Origin of the sequence: Actinomadura sp. NPDC047616, from assembly GCF_040642915.1 — a bacterium.
In the GTDB taxonomy this organism is placed as follows: domain Bacteria; phylum Actinomycetota; class Actinomycetes; order Streptosporangiales; family Streptosporangiaceae; genus Spirillospora; species Spirillospora miaoliensis.
Window position 1 is genome coordinate 150,630 of record NZ_JBEYTB010000019.1, and the last position, 16,622, is coordinate 167,251.

At 69.0% G+C, this 16,622-nt stretch carries 11 protein-coding genes and 1 pseudogene; 11 read left to right on the top strand and 1 reads right to left on the bottom strand.

Translation table 11 applies throughout. The annotated features are described in order from the left end of the window. The first annotated feature begins 498 nt into the window (after positions 1-498). The 3 genes from ABZ801_RS35385 to ABZ801_RS35395 all read left to right on the top strand — a co-directional run bounded on the left by ABZ801_RS35385 (position 499) and on the right by ABZ801_RS35395 (position 4,002). Positions 499-1,962 (top strand): MFS transporter, encoded by a 1,464-nt coding sequence (locus ABZ801_RS35385; protein WP_360706587.1) that lies wholly within the window; start codon positions 499-501, stop codon positions 1,960-1,962. Between the two features lie 250 nt (positions 1,963-2,212). Further along, positions 2,213-2,734, top strand: a complete 522-nt coding sequence (locus tag ABZ801_RS35390; RefSeq protein ID WP_360706590.1) for a carboxymuconolactone decarboxylase family protein — start codon at positions 2,213-2,215, stop codon at positions 2,732-2,734. A gap of 170 nt (positions 2,735-2,904) precedes the next feature. After that, positions 2,905-4,002, top strand: coding sequence for a serine hydrolase domain-containing protein (locus ABZ801_RS35395; RefSeq protein ID WP_360706592.1), 1,098 nt, complete (start codon positions 2,905-2,907; stop codon positions 4,000-4,002). 1,285 nt (positions 4,003-5,287) lie between these two features. On the opposite strand, the pseudogene ABZ801_RS35400 reads toward ABZ801_RS35395, so the two are convergent. Then, a pseudogene (locus tag ABZ801_RS35400) lies at positions 5,288-5,377 on the bottom strand (IS5/IS1182 family transposase); the annotation flags it as partial. A 659-nt stretch (positions 5,378-6,036) separates the two neighbouring features. Here ABZ801_RS35400 and ABZ801_RS35405 point away from each other — a divergent pair. From ABZ801_RS35405 to ABZ801_RS35440, 8 genes are all read left to right on the top strand, one after another. Beyond that, on the top strand, positions 6,037-7,482 hold the full coding sequence (locus ABZ801_RS35405; RefSeq protein WP_360706595.1) for a non-reducing end alpha-L-arabinofuranosidase family hydrolase: 1,446 nt from the start codon (positions 6,037-6,039) through the stop codon (positions 7,480-7,482). A gap of 214 nt (positions 7,483-7,696) precedes the next feature. Then, a complete protein-coding gene (locus ABZ801_RS35410) occupies positions 7,697-9,316 on the top strand; it encodes a lectin (protein WP_360706597.1) in 1,620 nt (539 codons plus the stop codon). Between the two features lie 378 nt (positions 9,317-9,694). Next, on the top strand, positions 9,695-11,926 hold the full coding sequence (locus tag ABZ801_RS35415; RefSeq protein ID WP_360706600.1) for a hypothetical protein: 2,232 nt from the start codon (positions 9,695-9,697) through the stop codon (positions 11,924-11,926). A 194-nt stretch (positions 11,927-12,120) separates the two neighbouring features. Continuing rightward, entirely contained in the window at positions 12,121-12,687 is a 567-nt protein-coding gene (locus ABZ801_RS35420) for a hypothetical protein (RefSeq protein ID WP_360706603.1), read from the top strand. 467 nt (positions 12,688-13,154) lie between these two features. Further along, entirely contained in the window at positions 13,155-13,811 is a 657-nt protein-coding gene (locus tag ABZ801_RS35425; protein WP_360706606.1) for a M15 family metallopeptidase, read from the top strand. A gap of 74 nt (positions 13,812-13,885) precedes the next feature. Next, entirely contained in the window at positions 13,886-14,938 is a 1,053-nt protein-coding gene (gene alr / locus ABZ801_RS35430; protein WP_360706609.1) for an alanine racemase, read from the top strand. Then, positions 14,935-15,918, top strand: coding sequence for a D-alanine--D-alanine ligase family protein (locus ABZ801_RS35435; RefSeq protein ID WP_360706612.1), 984 nt, complete (start codon positions 14,935-14,937; stop codon positions 15,916-15,918). Before alr ends, ABZ801_RS35435 begins: the two co-directional genes overlap by 4 nt. Before the next feature lie 131 nt (positions 15,919-16,049). Next, on the top strand, positions 16,050-16,622 hold a 573-nt coding region (locus ABZ801_RS35440), incomplete at its 3' end, for a response regulator transcription factor (RefSeq protein ID WP_360706613.1).

Consider the following 16,622-nt stretch of genomic DNA (forward strand, 5'->3'; position numbering starts at 1 on the left):
GCGAACATGCCTGGAGCGGGGAGCAACGCGCCGGCTACGGCGGCGAGGGCGCCTTTGGGCCACAGACGGGCACAAGGGCAACCCTCAGGAGATGACGACGGGGTCGGCGGCTCCCCGAGCATCACGGTGTCCTGCTTGCCAGGCGCCGACTGGGGTGCGCCGCTCCCAGGACGGAGACACCGGTACGGGGTATAAGCAGGCTCCAAACGAGACACCTTCTCCCCCAGCGATACGCGCCGAGCCGGCCCCCTCAATGCGTAGGCGCCTGGACCATCAGCCCGAGCAGCCGACGACGTCATCCAGCACCACTGCATACCAGCACACGTCACAGCGGTCCCCTTCCCACGCGCACAGCTGCTCCAGATGACCTACACCGCAGCAGACCTCACGTGATCCCCACCACGGAAATCACGTCGCCGCCAGGGCTTGCGAAGTTATACCCCCAGGGGGTAGTTTCCTCGCCAGTCGATACCCCCCGCCGGTAAGGAGTGAGTGATCATGTCTACCTCGTCCGCGGCGCCCGCCGCCCGCCGTTGGTGGGCGCTGGCGCTGATAGCCCTGGCGCAGTTCATGGTGATCATGGACACCTCGATCATCGGGGTGGCGCTGCCCCGGATCCAGGAGGACCTCGGGTTCTCCCAGGAGGACCTGTCCTGGGTCTTCAACGCCTATGTCGTCGCCTTCGGTGGCCTGCTGCTGCTCGGCGGCCGCCTGTCGGACCTGTTCGGCGCTCGGCGGCTGTTCGTCGCCGGCTGGGTCATCCTGCTGGTGGGCTCGGCCGTGGCCGGAGCCGCCGGAAGCGTGGCGGTCGAGCTGACCGGCCGCGCCGTGCAGGGTGTGGGCGCGGCGCTCATCGCGCCTTCGGCGCTGACCCTGCTGATGATGCTGTTCGGCGCCAACCCGCGCGAGCTCACCAAGGCCCTGGCCCTGTACGGGGCGGCGGCCCCCGCCGGAGGCACCGCCGGCGTCTTCCTGGGCGGCGTCATCACCGAATACGTGTCCTGGCCCTGGGTCTTCTACATCAACATTCCGATCGCCGTGCTGGCACTGGTCGCGGCGCCGATGCTGATGCCCGCCGGCGGCGCCGGGGCACGCGGCTCGGTGGACGTGCTGGGCGCGCTGACCGTCACCCTCGGCCTGGGCGCCGTGGTCTACGCGATCGTCCGCGCCCCGGAGGTCGGCTGGGCGTCGGCGCAGACCTGGGGTGTGATGGCCGCCGGTCTGGTGCTGCTGGCGGTGTTCCTGGGAATCCAGGCGGCCCGCCGGGAGCCGCTGATGCCGCTGTCGATCTTCCGTACGCCCAACCTGGGCGCGGCCAACCTCGCCCAGCTCCTGCTGGGCGGCGCGTGGATTCCGATGTGGTTCTTCCTGAACCTGTACCTGCAGCAGGTACTCGGCTACAGCGCCTTCCCCTCCGGCGCGGCGCTGCTGCCGATGACCGTGCTGATCATGATCGGGATGATCACCCTGGCGCCGCGCGCCATCGGCCGGTTCGGCGCCAAGGCCATGACCGTGGCCGGCCTGGCCGTGCTGGCGGTGGGCATGGGCTGGCTGTCGCTCGTCCGGCCTGATGGAAACTTCTGGGTCGACGTCCTGCCGGCCTCGCTGGTGGCGGCGCTGGGCATGTCGCTGGCCTTCATCCCCTCCCTGGGCACGGCCATCTCCTCGGCCCGTCCCGAGGAGGGCGGCCTGGCCTCCGGCATCGTCAACACCAGCTACCAGGTCGGCTCGGCACTGGGCCTGGCCGCGATGACCGCCATCGCCGCCTCCCAGGGCGCCGACGAACTGGGGAACCTGCCCGCGCTCACCGACGGCTTCTCCGCCGCCTTCCTCGGCGCCGGTCTCATCGCCTTGACCGGAGCGGTGCTGGCCGCCGTCACCCTGCGGTCCCCCCGCCCCGAGCCCGAGCCGGCGTCCCCGGCCGGACGCCCGGCGGAACGCGGCAGCAAGGCAGGCCGCTGACCGCCGACACCCCGGGGGCCGCACCCAGCGGCCCCCGGTCCCATGGGGAGAACATCCATGCCGAAACCGACATCCGTCCCCACGCGGGTCCTACGTTCGCCGGTGGTACGGCGCGCCCCCGCTGGGCCCTGGACGCCGCGCTCACCGACACCTCCTCAGCCTTCCCACAGCCTCGGACCGATTCCCGCCGATAAGACAACTCCACCGACCTCAGCGATCAACGCCGACCACGCCCCCAAGGAGTGACCCCATGTCGAACCTGCCAGCGCTGACACCGGACGAAGCCCCCGCCAAGTCCAGGGACATCCTCAACGACATCATCGGCCGCCACGGATCCGTCGGCCCCATGGTCAGCACCATGGCGCACTCGCCCGCCCTGCTGCAGGGCTACCTCGACCTCTCCCGCGCGATGAAGCGCACCAAGATCCCCCGAGCCCTGAGCGAGAAGATCTCCCTCGCGGTACAGGAGCAGATCGGCTGCGGCCTCTGCCTTGCCGCCCACACCGAAGCAGGCCGAGCCGCAGGACTGACCGACACCGACATCGCCCTGGCCCGGCAGGGCACCGCGACCGACGCCCGCGAGGCGGCTCTCGTCGCCTTCGCCGTCCGCGTGCTGACCGAACCGGCCTCCTTGACCGGCGACGACATCGCCCTGCTCCGCGCCCACGGCTGGAGCGACCGCGTCATCGCCGAGATCCCCGGCCTGGTCAGCCTCAACCTGCTCACCGGCGCCTTCAACCTCGTCGCCGGCCTCGAACCAGCCCGTCAGTGACGTCTGAACTGTGGGACATGTCCATCCCATGCGGCAGTATACGGGTGGGGGGTACGATCCTGTGGATCGTGGTGAGGCCCATGAGGGCGGTTGTGCTGGCCGGTGTGGCAGTTGGCCGACAGTGATGGCGCGGGTCACCGCGCGCGGTACTGATTACGGAGGAGGCGTGTATGACGCACGTTGAGGGATTTGCCGCGGACGGATACGAAGAGGTGCAGCGGGTCTTCCAGCAGCTGGTGGACAGCGGGCTGGAGACCGGGGCGGGCCTGTCGGTCTGGCGCGAAGGCCGCGAGGTCGTCCGCCTGAACGCGGGCTGGGCCGATGCCGGACGGAGCCGTCCGTGGCGCGAAGACACCCTCGTCATGCCGTACTCCCTGTCGAAGTCGTTCGTCACGCTCGCGGCTCTGGTCGCGGTCCGCGAGGGTGCGCTGGCACTGGACGACCCGATCGCCGAGTACTGGAAGGAGTACGGAGTCCGCGGCAAGGAACGGACCACCCTGCGTCAGGTGCTCACCCACCGGGCGGGCCAGCCGCGGTTCCCAGCCGAAGCCGCGAACCTGGACCTGCTGGACGACGCCGGGCTGCGGGACAGCCTCGCGCAGGCGGCACCGGAGTACGTTCCCGGGACGTCACTCGGGGAGCACGCACTGACCTACGGCCACCTGGTCGACGGCATCCTGCGAGCCGCGGCCGGGACGACGCTGGGGGCGATGTTCAACGACGTCGTGCGGCCCGCGCTGGACCTCGACGCCTGGTTCGGGGTCCCGGCGCAGGAGCTGGACCGCGTCGCCGACCTCGAGTACGCGCACCCCCACTGGCCACAGCAGCTCCATGCCGCACCCTGGCTCGCCATACCTGACGGTGCCCTGGACACGGGGCGGACGAACTCCCGGGACTGGCGTCAGGCGGTGTTCGGCGCGGTGAACATGCACACGACGGCAAGCGCGATGGCGGCGTTCTTCTCCCACCTCACCAGCGAGGACGGACCGGTACGCCAACTGCTGGGGCCGCAACTGCACACCGAACTCCTCACCTCCCAAGTCACCGACTACGACGAGGTCTTCGGCACCCGGATCACCTGGACGCTGGGCTTCGTACGCGACAAAGGAAAGATCGCCAAGGGCGGCATCGGAGGCTCCGCCGCCTGGTGGTCCCTCCGACACCACCACGCCTGCGCCTACCTCACCCGCCGACTGGACGATCACTCCCGTGCCGCCCGGATCGCCGCAGCCCTGGGTGACGACCTGGCCGTCGTGGGCGAAGACTGAGCATCTCAGCCACCCCGCAACAACCTTGACCGATTAGCCCACCTACTCGGAGGGAACTGGGCCGATGGGTGGTCAGCCAAGCGAGTTCGTACACTCACCCCCGTAGGCCAGCACATCCGCAGTGGCCTCCAACTCCACGCCGGGCCACAGTTGCGACCGGGACCGTGCGGTCTCCAACGCCGCGGTCATGGCCGCCCGCAGCCACGCGTGATGTTCCTCCAACACCAGGCGTACCTGCGCGTGTTCGCCGTCGGGGCCCTCGGCGCCGGAACCGAGGCCGGCCCCGGCGTGCGCATTGGACACCATGCGGCCCCAGCGGGCGCGCGGCCCCTCGCAACGGGCCTGGATCAGCCGGTCGAAGAAATAGGCGCCGCCACTATCCCGCGGTCGTCGACGGCCAGCGCGTCCAGCACCGGCCGGGACCGCTGCTCGACATACCGGCGCAACGGCGCCACGTACAACTCCCGCTTGCCCCCGAAGGTGGCGGGTGCCGGCCGCCACGCACCAGTGTGGACGGTGAGCGACGACCGCGCAGCCGACGACGCGGTGACTCTGTGGCAGCTTCGTCGGATGTATCCGCACTGGGCCTTCCTGTACGACACGTGCACTTCGACCTGGACCGCACTGCGTGAGCGAAAGGAGGCGATCGTGCGTTGCGACCCCACGTCGTTGTGGTTCGCCGTGCGCGCGGCGCAGAGCCGATACAGGACGCCATGACGGGGCTTCATATGGCTGCGCGGAGTCGCGGGAACTCGCGTGCTCCTACGGTTCGAGATAACCTCGGAAACAGGTTTTCTCCTTTCATATCGGTCTATCGCGCGGTAAGTAGGAGGTAATCACGGTGCACCCGGTCTTACGACAGCCCCAATCCCGGGGCGTCACGGAGCCGAAAGGTGACCGTATGAGCAAGACCGACAGGACCCGGCCGTGGTGGGTGCGGATGGCCGACGCGCCGATGGTGACCTGCGTTCCCGTGCATGACCATCGCTTCGGGCCGTGCAGCTGCCGGACGAGATCACCGCCGGGAGCGCGTCGCTGAACCGCCGCACAAGCGGCTGTTACTGGGGCCCCTCCGCCTCTTACGCGTTCGCGTTCGGGTGCCTCACCAAGAGCTGCAACCGGGACTGCCAGGGCACCCGGCGCGAAGACCGCCACCGCAGCCGCCGCCAGGCACGCCGCGAACTGCGGGCGTATCGCGGCGAAGACCGACCTGGGCCGCGCCTGACAATTCGTGGTGGCGGAGCCACATGATCAGGCTGGCCAGTAGCACGCCACAGCGGCAGCGGCTGGCCGGCTTGTCAAAGCGGGTGGCGATGGCGCGGAACTGCTTGAGCTGGTTGAAGCAGCGTTCGACCACGTTGCGGCGTTTGTAGAGCTCGGCGTCGAAGGCCGGTGGGCGGCCGCCACGGCTGCCCTTGCGGACTCGGTTGGCGCGCTGGTCGGCGACTCGCGGTTCGCGGTCGTGGTGTACGCCGAGTCGTTGAGCCTGCCCCATGGCGACCGCGGTGCCGAAGTAATGGCCGCCCTGCGCCGCCCCAGCGCCCAGCGTGCTCGCCGCGGCAGCAGACGAAGCCGGTGCCACCAGAGCGACGGTCGCGCCGAGAACCCCGAACGCCTGCGACGAGTGCTCGCTTTCGGATCCCGCACCTCGACATGGCGTTCGTACGCACGTCTGTTCCCCCGCGAACGAAGGATGGAAGCACGGAACACGGCCCGTGCAACAGACGCCGCGCTCCATCGCCGAGAACGCGCACACCGCCAGGGCGTCCGCGGACACTCAGTGTGCGGCCCCTCCCAGCCCCCGTCAATAGTCACGAAAATTTCAACGCCTATATCCAGCCGCCGGGTTGCATACGCGATCTAGCAGCCGACCTGCGCTCGAAACTTTTCGACGGTCCGGGGCCCTTGACGATGTCGCTCTGCCTCGTATTTACTCCGGCTACCACCGCCCCCCGATCACCCTTGGAGAGAGAAGGTCCCATTCGGGCAAAAATGTTAGCGCTAACACTCACGCCGACCGAAAGGAGGAAGTTCATGTTGAGAATCGGCGCGGTGCTGGCATCGCTCCTGCTGTCGGTGCTCCTGTCCGTGACGAACACACAGACCGCCCAGGCCGCGACTGTGGATGTGAACAAGTGGTACGTCCTGGTCAACCGCAACAGCGGCAAGGCCCTGGACGTCTACAACCTGGCGACCAACGACGGCGCCCGCATCACCCAGTGGACCAGGAACGATCAGAACCAGCAGCAGTGGCAGTTCGTCGACTCCGGCGACGGTTACTACCGCATCAAGTCCCGCCACTCCGGCAAGGTGCTGGACGTCCACAACTTCTCCACCGCCAACGGCGGCTCGATCGTCCAGTGGGCGGACCTGAACGGCACCAACCAACAGTGGCGGCTGGCCGACAGCCCAGGTGGCTACGTGAGGTTCGTCGCGCGCCACAGCAACAAGGCCCTCGAAGTACAAGGCGGCTCCACCGCCGACAACGCGAACATCGTCCAGTACGACAACTGGGGCGGCGACAACCAGCAGTGGCAGCTCGTCCCGGTCGGCGACGGCGGCCCTACTGCCCCGTGCGATCTCCCGTCGACATACCGCTGGACGTCAACGGGCCCGCTGGCGCAACCCAAGTCGGGATGGGTCTCGCTCAAGGACTTCACCGTCGCACCCTACAACGGCAGGCATCTCGTCTATGCGACGACGCACGACACTGGGACGAGATGGGGTTCGATGAACTTCGGCCTGTTCACCAACTGGTCGGAGATGGCCTCGGCCAGCCAGAACACGATGTCGAATTCCACCGTCGCGCCCACGCTCTTCTACTTCGCGCCGAAGAATATCTGGGTGCTCGCCTACCAATGGGGTAGGACCGCCTTCTCCTACCGGACGTCGAGCGACCCCACCAACCCGAACGGCTGGTCATCAGAGCAGGTGCTCTTCTCCGGAAGCATCACCGGCTCCGGAACAGGACCCATCGACCAGACGCTCATCGGTGACGGCACGAACATGTACCTGTTCTTCGCCGGCGACAACGGCAAGATCTACCGGGCCAGTATGCCGATCGGCAACTTCCCGGGCAGTTTCGGCACGAACTCGACAGTCATCATGAGCGACACGACGAACAACCTGTTCGAAGCCGTTCAGGTCTACAAGCTCCAGGGCCAGAACCGCTACCTCATGATCGTCGAGGCGATCGGCTCGCAGGGTCGGTACTTCCGCTCGTTCACGGCCACCAGTCTGAACGGTTCGTGGACACCGCAGGCCGCCACCGAGAGCAACCCCTTCGCCGGCAAGGCCAACAGCGGCGCCACCTGGACCAACGACATCAGCCATGGTGAGTTGATCCGCACCAGCGCCGATCAGACCTTCACCGTCGACCCCTGCAATCTGCAGCTGCTCTACCAGGGGCGCAGCCCCAACTCCGGCGGCGACTACGGCCTCCTGCCCTACCGGCCGGGTCTGCTGACGCTGCAGCGCTGACGGCGTGACACGGGTCCGGCTCCGGTGCGGACCCGGCGTGGCGGGCTCGGCGGAAGGCGGAGCCCGCCCAGGTCACCATAGACAGGACGACCCTCGGCCTTGTCGCCGACCGCAGCGCGGCCACGACGGTCGTCTGAGCCCCGGGCATCGGGTTCCATGGGGTGGCCGGCCCACCCCATGGACCCGGCCTTCGAATCACTGCGGAGAGATCTCCATGAGCAGGAAACGAATCCGCGCGCTGCTGACCATGGTGGCCCTGGCCGTGGCGCTCAGCCCAGCCCCCCAGGCTCAAGCACTGGACAACGGCGTGGCCCGCACCCCGCCGATGGGGTGGAACACCTGGAACACGTTCGGCTGCAACATCAACGAGACACTGATCCGGCAGACGGCCGACGCGCTCGTCAGCACCGGCATGCGCGACCTCGGATATCAGTACGTCGTGGTCGACGACTGCTGGTTCGATCCCAACCGCGACTCGGCCGGCAACCTGAGGGCCAATCCGTCGAGATTCCCGAGCGGCATGAAGGCGCTCGGCGACTACCTGCACGCCAGGGGTCTGAAGTTCGGTCTCTACCAAGCGCCCCTGGACCGTACCTGCGCCCAGTACTTCGGTTCCTATCCGGGTGCCACCGGCAGTCTCAACCACGAGGTCCAGGACGCCCGGCAGTTCGCCGCCTGGGGCGTCGACTATCTCAAGTACGACTGGTGCTCTCCCACCGGCACCATCGACGACCAGGTACGCACCTTCGCGAAGATGCGCGACGCCCTGGCGGCCACCGGCCGGCCGATCCTCTACAGCATCAACCCCAACAGCATCCACGAGAAGACCGGCCCGCAGCGGAACTGGGGTGACGTCGCCAACATCTGGCGCACGACCGAGGACATCACCAACGTCTGGAACTCCGGTCAGACCAACGGCTACCCGATGGGCATCCAGAACATCGTCAACGTCAACGTGCCCCTGTCGGGCTACGCCAAGCCGGGCCAGTTCAACGACCCCGACATGATGGTGGTCGGCCGGGGCGGCATGACCGACACCGAGATGCGCAGCCACTTCGCCCTGTGGGCCATCATGGCCGCGCCGCTGATCGCGGGAAACGACGTGAGGAACATGGACGCCGCGACCGCCACGATCCTGAAGAACCCGAATCTGATCGCCATCAACCAGGACCCGCTCGGCCTCCAAGCGACCCAGATCAGCAACGACGGCACCCGCCGCGTCCTGGCCAAACGGCTGAGCAACGGCGACATCGCGGTCGCGCTGTTCAACCAGGGCGGCAGCACGACGACGATCAGCACCACCGCCTCGGCGATCGGTCTGTCCGGCAACTCCTTCAGCCTCCGTGACGCATGGACGAACACCGTCACCTCGACCACCGGGGCCATCTCGGCGAGCGTGCCTTCTCACGGCACCGTCGTGTACCGGGTCAGCGGCGGAACGCCCAACCCCGTGTCCCAGATCCAGGGCGCAGGGTCGGGAAAATGCCTCGACGTCACCGGAGCTTCCCAGGCCAACGGAACGCGGGTGGAGATCTGGGACTGCCACGGTCAGAGCAACCAGCAGTGGACCTCCACGGCGGCCGGTGAACTGCGGGTCTACGGAAGCAAGTGCCTCGACGTGAACAACAACGGCACCGCCGACGGAACCAGCGTGATCATCTGGGACTGCAACGGCCAGAACAACCAGAAGTGGCGCGTCAACTCCGACGGAAGCATCACCGCCCTCGGCGCGAACAAGTGCCTGGACGTACCCGGCAACTCAACGGCCAACGGTGTCTACGTCCAGATCTGGACGTGCAACGGTGCCGCCAACCAACGGTGGACCCGCATCTGATCGTCTTCTCACCTGGGGCTGGTCGGTCCCTTGAGGATCGCCCAGCCCCAGGTGGCGCCTGACAGCGCGCCGCTATGGTCGCCCGGCCGCCCGCTAAGCGGCGGCCACGGCGGCGCGCATCGTGGCGTCGTCTGGGGCCAGGTGGGCTGTGATGTCCTTGGTGACCAAAAGCTGTGGAGGCGGGTTGTTGCGGCGGGGCCGGAACGCAGATGCGTGTCGAAGGCCGGGCGGCCAAGGAAGGGGACGACCGATCTTTGGCCATGAGGTGTCCGACAGTGGACACCACGCCCGCGGGGCATCGACTCCCTGAAAAATCGATCCCGACACGACGGGGCGACATGCTGCACAGTGTGACGACGGCATGAGGGATGGTCATTCTTGGATAGCGAAGACCGGCTGAGCAATGGGGTGCTGTCTTCCCGTCCGGGGACCGTTTTGGGCGGGGCGAGGTCGTTCACCGGGCTGCCCGCGGGGGCGACGGCACCGGTGTGTGAGTACGCCGTCGTGGGTGTGCTGGCGCTCGCCGGGCGTCTGGTGGCCCGGCACCTGGCCGCGTTGAGCCTGCCCGTCCTGATGCTTGTGGTCCCAGCCGCGATCGTGGGCGAGGTGGCGATCGTCGCAGTCGTCGGAGACGACGCCCTGATCGTCAATGGTGCTCTCGCACCGTTGACGACGGCACCGCGCCTGGTGTGGACGGCGGCGACCGTGGTGCTGCTGGGGGTGGTCGTCCAGCTGGTCGCGGTGGCGGCGGTGAGCGTCGTCGCCGCGGGTGTGCTGCTTGACCGTGCTGTCGGGGCCGCGGCCGCCCTGAGGGCGGCTGCAAGACGTCTTCCTGCCCTGGTCGTGCTGTTCGTGATCGGGTCGGTGATCTCGCTGGTGACGGTGGCCGCGGGTGTGGCGGTGATCTACGCGGGCGGGGAGTTGTGGGCGGCGGTGGCGGCCATGGCCGCGCCGGTGCTGGCGAGTTGCTGGCTGGCGTGGGCGGTGCCGCTCGCGGTACTGGAGGGGCTGGGCCCGATTGCCGCGATAGGGCGCGCGTTCACCGCAACGCGGCATCGCCGCTACCGTGCGTGCCTCGTGGTGATGGTCGGCTGCGTCCTGGCGCCAGGCGCCCTGGTGGTAGGTGCGCGGTGGGTGTTGTCGCCTTGGGAGGGCGTGGCCGCCACGACGATCGAGGCCGTCCTGATGGGCATGGTCGGAGTGCTGGCGACGGTGGTGCAGGGCACGGTCCTGGCGGTGGCGTCGCTGAACCATTGGTATCCGCCAGTGCAGCACGCCAACGAGCGCTACCGCCCTGTGGACCTGGATGCGCTGGCGACCCGGCTGCCATCCAGGACACCGCCGCAGGTCTCGCCGCCCCGGGCAGTGGTGACGGCCGGAGCGCTGGCCGCGGCGATGGCGGTGCCCGGCCTGGTCTACGGCGGCTACCTGTCGGTCAATCCCATGCGTCTGACCCGCGTGGCCGACCATAGGATCACCAGTTCGGTGACCGGGTATCCGATCACCCTCCATCTCGGTAACCGAGACCGCCCACTGCTCGTGGCGGAGTCCACCCACGCAGGTTTCGTCGCGCAGGCGTGCGAAGACCGGTCCTGCGCGAACGGCACACCGTTCGAACCGATCGGCAAGGCGGTCGAGAGCACCCAGGTGGGGTCGGCGACCTTGCCGGACGGTTCGGTCGCCGTGGCGGCCTGGGCGATCGATCGCAAAGCCCGCACTGAACCGCTTTCACGGCCCCGGGTGCTGCGGTTGGTGCGTTGCACGGTGGACGGTTGCCAGGACGTGGACGACGCCCCGATCGTGGCCCGGGCCGGGTCAGAGGCCTTCACCCACGCGGCAGCCGCGGCCCGGTCGGGCAACGGCCTGGTGATCGCCGCGACCGGTGCCGCCTTCGACGGTCGCGGCGATTTCACCCCGCAGTTGCTGCGGCTGATCCACTGTCCGGACGTCCGGTGCGCCCGCCCACGGCAGCTGTGGTCGACGCGGCTGGCCTACGACCATGCGATGGTCGACAGCCGGTCGCTGGCGGTGGCCGTCGGCCGGTCGGGTCGGCCGATCATCGCGCACCAGGACCGTTGGACGGGCGCGGTCACACTGGTCAGCTGCCCAGACGCCGACTGCCGCGCCCCTTCGCGCAGGAAGGTCGTGGCGCCTCAACAGGATCACCCGCTCCTGGATCGTCCGCACAGAAACGGCGTCGACCTGGCCGTCACCGCCGACGATCGCCCAGTGCTGACCTACCGGGACGCCCGCACCGGCGCCGCCCGGCTGCTGCGCTGCCAGGACACCGACTGCGCACGGAACCAAGCGGTGACGCTCACCGGCCCCGACGTCCTGCGCCCCTGGCCGGCGCTGGCTCTCGGCCCCGCCGACCTGCCCGTGGTGGCCACCTACGATCTGGACCGCGGCCGGGTGCTGCTCATCACCTGCCACGACGCGGCGTGCGCCCGTCGCACCATGGTGCCGATCGCCGCGCTGCGGCACGATCCGGGACGGCTGGAGGTCACCGTCGACGGCGACGGACGCCCGTGGGTGCTGTGGAGCGACATGAGTCCGTACTCGAACGCCTTGCATCTCACCCGGTGCCTGCGGCCGGGATGCCGGGCGTAGCCAGAATGTGAAAGCGAAGTAGTGAGCCGGCCCCGGGCCAGGTCGAACGCCACCGCCAACGCCGGCTCCCCGTCCCAGAAAACTCGCAGGTGAGTCCGAGACTCCCGCCGCGCTCCCAGGAAGAAAGCCGCCCATATCCAACCCGGCAGCGCCGAGGCCGCCTCACCGAAGCAAGCCGTTCGACACCGCCAGGAATGCCGACTGGGCAGATCCGTCTGGAGGTGTGGCACGGTGACCGGGCCGACCACTCCACCGAACAGGACCCGTGGCGCGCCGCCGCCTCCGCAGATCTGCCACCCGCCGAGCCCACCGGGCCGGTGACGTGGGACACCTTCCAGGAGGAGTTGGCCCGCGCGCTGGAGAAACTCACCGAGGATGCCCCGTGCTTCCCCGCGCGGTTCATCCTGCATCTGCAGTCCGGCCGGGATCCGCGCCGGTTGGTCCAGGCGTGGAACGAGGGGGCCGACCTGCGGATCGAGGCCACCGGCCTGTTCAACGACCCCACCCTGGCGGATACGGATCGGCTGGCCGCACTGGGCTGGCACTCGAACAGCGGGATGTGGCAGCGGCGCTTCCCCGGCGCCATGGACAGTGCCGAAGAAGACGCAGCCACCGCGGCGCACATGCTGGTCAGCGCCCTGCAGATGCTGCAGGTGGAACCGGCCGAGCTGACCTACGACGGGACGCTGACACCCCGCGAGGGACAACTCCACCTGGACCTGCCCCGTTTGGGCATCGCACGTGGCGACGCCCAAACGTAGATCGGCCTTACCACACGCCAGGAACCGGTGATGTCCGCCGAGCGGAGCGGGAGGAGCCTCACACAGGGCACCGGAATCACGGAACTGGGCCAGCGTCAGCCGGGGCGGCCGCCTGACGCGACTTTTTCCGAGGCCGGCTGCCCCCCCGATTCGGTGTATCGCGGGCGTATCAAAAATCGCATACGGCACCGCAACAGACTCCCGCCTTCAGTGGAGGCATGAACCACAGCGCATCACTGTCAGCGCCAGCCCGTCGGACGCGCAGGATCGTGCTCGCCCGTCCGGCGATCCTCGGTGTACACCAGCGTCGCAGATCGGGTCGGCCTTCCCGCCGAAGTGCGGGCGGGCGGTATCGGCTCGGCGATCGCCGCTGGCGCGATCGCAGGCCTGATGCCCGCCCGGCTCTGGCCAGTCCGGGCGCTGCCTACGACCCGGCCCTTCGGCGGTGAGTCGTGGCCGATTCACTCTTGACGATCAAAGCGCGCGTCCTCGCGACCGCGACTCGGCTCGTCGCGGTGCTGCTGGTGCCGGTCGCCTTCTGCCGCGCACCGGGCCGCGCCCGCTTCCTGGCCTGCCAGTGGGCGTTGGGCCTGCGCTTCCCCGCCGAGGATCTCCGCGGGCTGGCACCGGAAACGCTGGCGGCGTTCACGCACGCGCGGGCCGAGGCGTTCTGGCGCGACGGGCAGCTGATCGGCCTCACCTCGGGATATCGCGACGCGGCGGAACAGCACCGGATCTTCACCGCGGAGGTGCGGCGTACCGGCTCGGTGTCCGCGGCGCGGCGCCGGGTGCTGCCGCCGGAGGAGTCCAGCCACGTGCGGGGGCTCGCGCTCGACGTCCGGCCGACCGAGGGCGCGCGGTGGCTCGAACGGCATGGTGGGCGGTACGGGCTCTACCGGGTCTACGACAACGAGTGGTGGCACTTCGAGTACCGCACGGTGGAGCCGGTCCGGCTGCCGCATCCGGGTGCCGCGGCTTGGCTGTCTGAGCACGGTGCCGCGTACGGGCTGTGCCAGGTCTATGGCGACGGGTCTTGGCGTTACGAACTGCGTCCCGAGGCTGTCGACGACGGTTGCCCGCCGATGTGCGCGGATCCGGCCGTGGACCCGAGGAGACGGCCGTGAATCGGGTCCCGGTCGCACTTCACCGCCGGGCAGGTGCCTTTCGACCGCCGACCTTGCAGACGCTGCCTGTGGCGGTGACCGCGAACGTGGCGCGGATTCGTGCGCGGACCCGGAGCACGATCATGGCCGTGGTCAAGGCCGACGGTTACGGCCACGGCGCCGTCACGGTCGCCCAAGCCGCAGTTGCCGCCGGTGCGGGGTGGCTCGGGACGACGAGTGTCGCGGAGGCTTGTGCGTTGCGCGCCGCGGGGTTGGCGGTGCCGATCCTCACCTGGCTGCACCCCTCCGGGATCGACGCTGAGGCGGCGGCAGCCGCCAAGGTCGATATCGCGGTCGGGTCGGTGGACGAGCTCGGCGCACTCCTTGCGCAGACCGCGCAGACGGTGCGGGTTCACCTACATGTGGACACCGGAATGTCCCGTGGCGGCTGCCCCCGCGGGCAGTGGGACGAACTGATCGGTCTCGCCCGGCGTGGTCAGCAGGCTCGGAGGGTCCGCGTCGTGGGCGTCATGGGGCATCTCCCGCTGGCCGACCGGGCCGACCCCGCGGCGAACGCACCGGCGGTTGCTCGTATGCACGAGGCGCTGAAGGCGGTCCGGGCGGCGGGTCTCGGTTCGCCGATTGCCCATCTCGCGGCCACGTCGGGGACGATGACCGACCCGGCGACTCATTTCGGCATGGTCCGTGTCGGGGCGGGACTGGTCGGTATCGATCCCTCCGGGACCGTGGAGATGCACGGCGCGTCCCGTCTGACCGCGCCGATCGTGCACACCACGGCGGCGCCGGCCGGCACGCCGGTCGGTTACGCCGGCACGTATGTCACCGATCGCGCCACCCATCTGAGCGTCCTCCCCGTCGGGTACGCCGATGGGATCCCGCGAGAGCTGTCGCCCCAGGCCGGCGTTGAGATCCGCGGGCGCCGTTTCCCGGTCGTCGGACGGGTCTCGATGGACCAGATCGTGATCGATACCGGTGCCGCGTCCTTCCCGGTCGGCACGTCCGCGACCGTGTTCGGCCCGGACGGGGGCGCGACCCCGACCATCCAGGACTGGGCTCGTTGGGCCCGCACCATTCCGCACACCATCGTCACCGGCATCGGGCCGCGTGTGAGAAGGAGCATCGCATGACACGGCGAATCGTGGTGATCGGCGGCGGACAGAACGCCGAGCACGACGTCTCCCTGGCCACTGCCAGGGCGGTCGCACAGGCACTGCGTTCCAGCGGATTCGACGTTGACGAGCTGACCATCGACCGCGACGGAACGTGGCGGCAAGGAGCGGACGCGCTCGGGTCGCAGGCCATCAGTTCCCTGGCGGCGGCACTGAACGTCATCGAACGCGCCGACGTCGTGTTCCCCGCCGTCCACGGCCCGTCCGGCGAGGATGGGACCCTCGCGGCGTTGTGTGCCCTCACACACACGCCGATGGTCGGTTCGGGCCTGCGCGCCGGAGCTGTTGGCATGGACAAGTGGACGACCAAGCTCGTGGCGGAGGCCGTCGGAATCCACACCGCCCCCGGCCGACTGGTGGCGGCGGCAGAGAGCGCCGACATCGAGTTCAAGACCGATGTGGTGGTGAAGCCGGCCTCGGCCGGGTCGAGTTACGGTGTCGCCCTGGCACGCGACGCCTCCCAGCTACGCGAAGCGCTGCGCTGTGCGGCACGATTCGACGACCGGATCCTGATCGAGGACGTCGTCGCGGGCCGGGAGATCGACGTGGCCGTCCTGCGTGAAGCCGATGGCCGTCGATGGGCGTCGCCGCCGCTGGAGATCCAGACCAGCGGCCTGTTCGACACCCGGTCGAAGTACGACGGTTCAGCCCGGTTCAGTGTGCCCGCCGACATCGACGGCGCAGACCGGGCGGCCCTGACCGGGGCGGCGCTGCGGATGTTCGACGCGCTCGGCTGCGCCGGTGTCGCCCGCATCGACTTCTTTCTCACCGACCACGGACCCGTCCTCAACGAAGTCAACACCATGCCGGGAATGACGGCCGCCTCCCAGGTACCGAGAATGTTCGCCGCCGCCGGACTGCCCTACGAGCAGCTGGTCGCACGCCTGGTCGACGCCGCCACCGTGCCCGCACCCACGAGCCCGGGGGTGAACGTGTGAAGCCATGGCCCTACCGGCCCGACAAGGCTGGGCAGACGTCGCGAAGGCAGAGGAGATCGCGGTCACCGGGCCGGTGGGGCGTGCCCGGTTTGCATATGCCGACGATATGCCGTGCTGCTTAGCCTTCAGGCATGCGCGTTCTGATCGTGGAGGATGAGCCCTACATGGCCGAAGCCATCCGCGATGGCCTGCGGCTGGAGGCGATCGCGGCCGACATCGCAGGCGACGGCGACACCGCTCTGGAACTGCTCGGCATCAACACCTACGACATCGCCGTCCTGGACCGCGACGTCCCCGGCCCCTCCGGCGACGAGATCGCCAAACACATCGTCGCCTCCGGCAGCGGCATGCCGATCCTCATGCTCACCGCCGCCGACCGGATCGACGACAAGGCCTCAGGATTCGAACTCGGCGCCGACGACTACCTCACCAAACCGTTCCACCTTCGCGAACTCGTCCTACGCCTGAGAGCACTGGACCGCCGACGCGCACACACCCGCCCCCCGATCCGCGAAATCGCAGGCCTGCGAGTGGACCCCTTCCGCCGAGAGGTCTTCCGCGACGGACGCTACATCGCCCTCACCCGCAAACAGTTCGCCGTCCTCGAAGTCCTCGTCGCCGCCGACGGCGGCGTCGTCAGCGCCGAAGAACTCCTGGAACGAGCCTGGGACGCCAACGCCGACCCCTTCACCAACGCCGTCCGC

What these genes read in the sequence shown, in the direction of transcription:
- ABZ801_RS35410 (WP_360706597.1), top strand. Translation starts at nt 7,697, where the DNA reads ATGAGCAGGAAACGAATCCGCGCGCTGCTGACCATGGTGGCCCTGGCC.
- ABZ801_RS35385 (WP_360706587.1), top strand. Translation starts at nt 499, where the DNA reads ATGTCTACCTCGTCCGCGGCGCCCGCCGCCCGCCGTTGGTGGGCGCTG.
- ABZ801_RS35435 (WP_360706612.1), top strand. Translation starts at nt 14,935, where the DNA reads ATGACACGGCGAATCGTGGTGATCGGCGGCGGACAGAACGCCGAGCAC.
- ABZ801_RS35405 (WP_360706595.1), top strand. Translation starts at nt 6,037, where the DNA reads ATGTTGAGAATCGGCGCGGTGCTGGCATCGCTCCTGCTGTCGGTGCTC.
- ABZ801_RS35390 (WP_360706590.1), top strand. Translation starts at nt 2,213, where the DNA reads ATGTCGAACCTGCCAGCGCTGACACCGGACGAAGCCCCCGCCAAGTCC.
- ABZ801_RS35395 (WP_360706592.1), top strand. Translation starts at nt 2,905, where the DNA reads ATGACGCACGTTGAGGGATTTGCCGCGGACGGATACGAAGAGGTGCAG.
- ABZ801_RS35420 (WP_360706603.1), top strand. Translation starts at nt 12,121, where the DNA reads ATGCCGACTGGGCAGATCCGTCTGGAGGTGTGGCACGGTGACCGGGCC.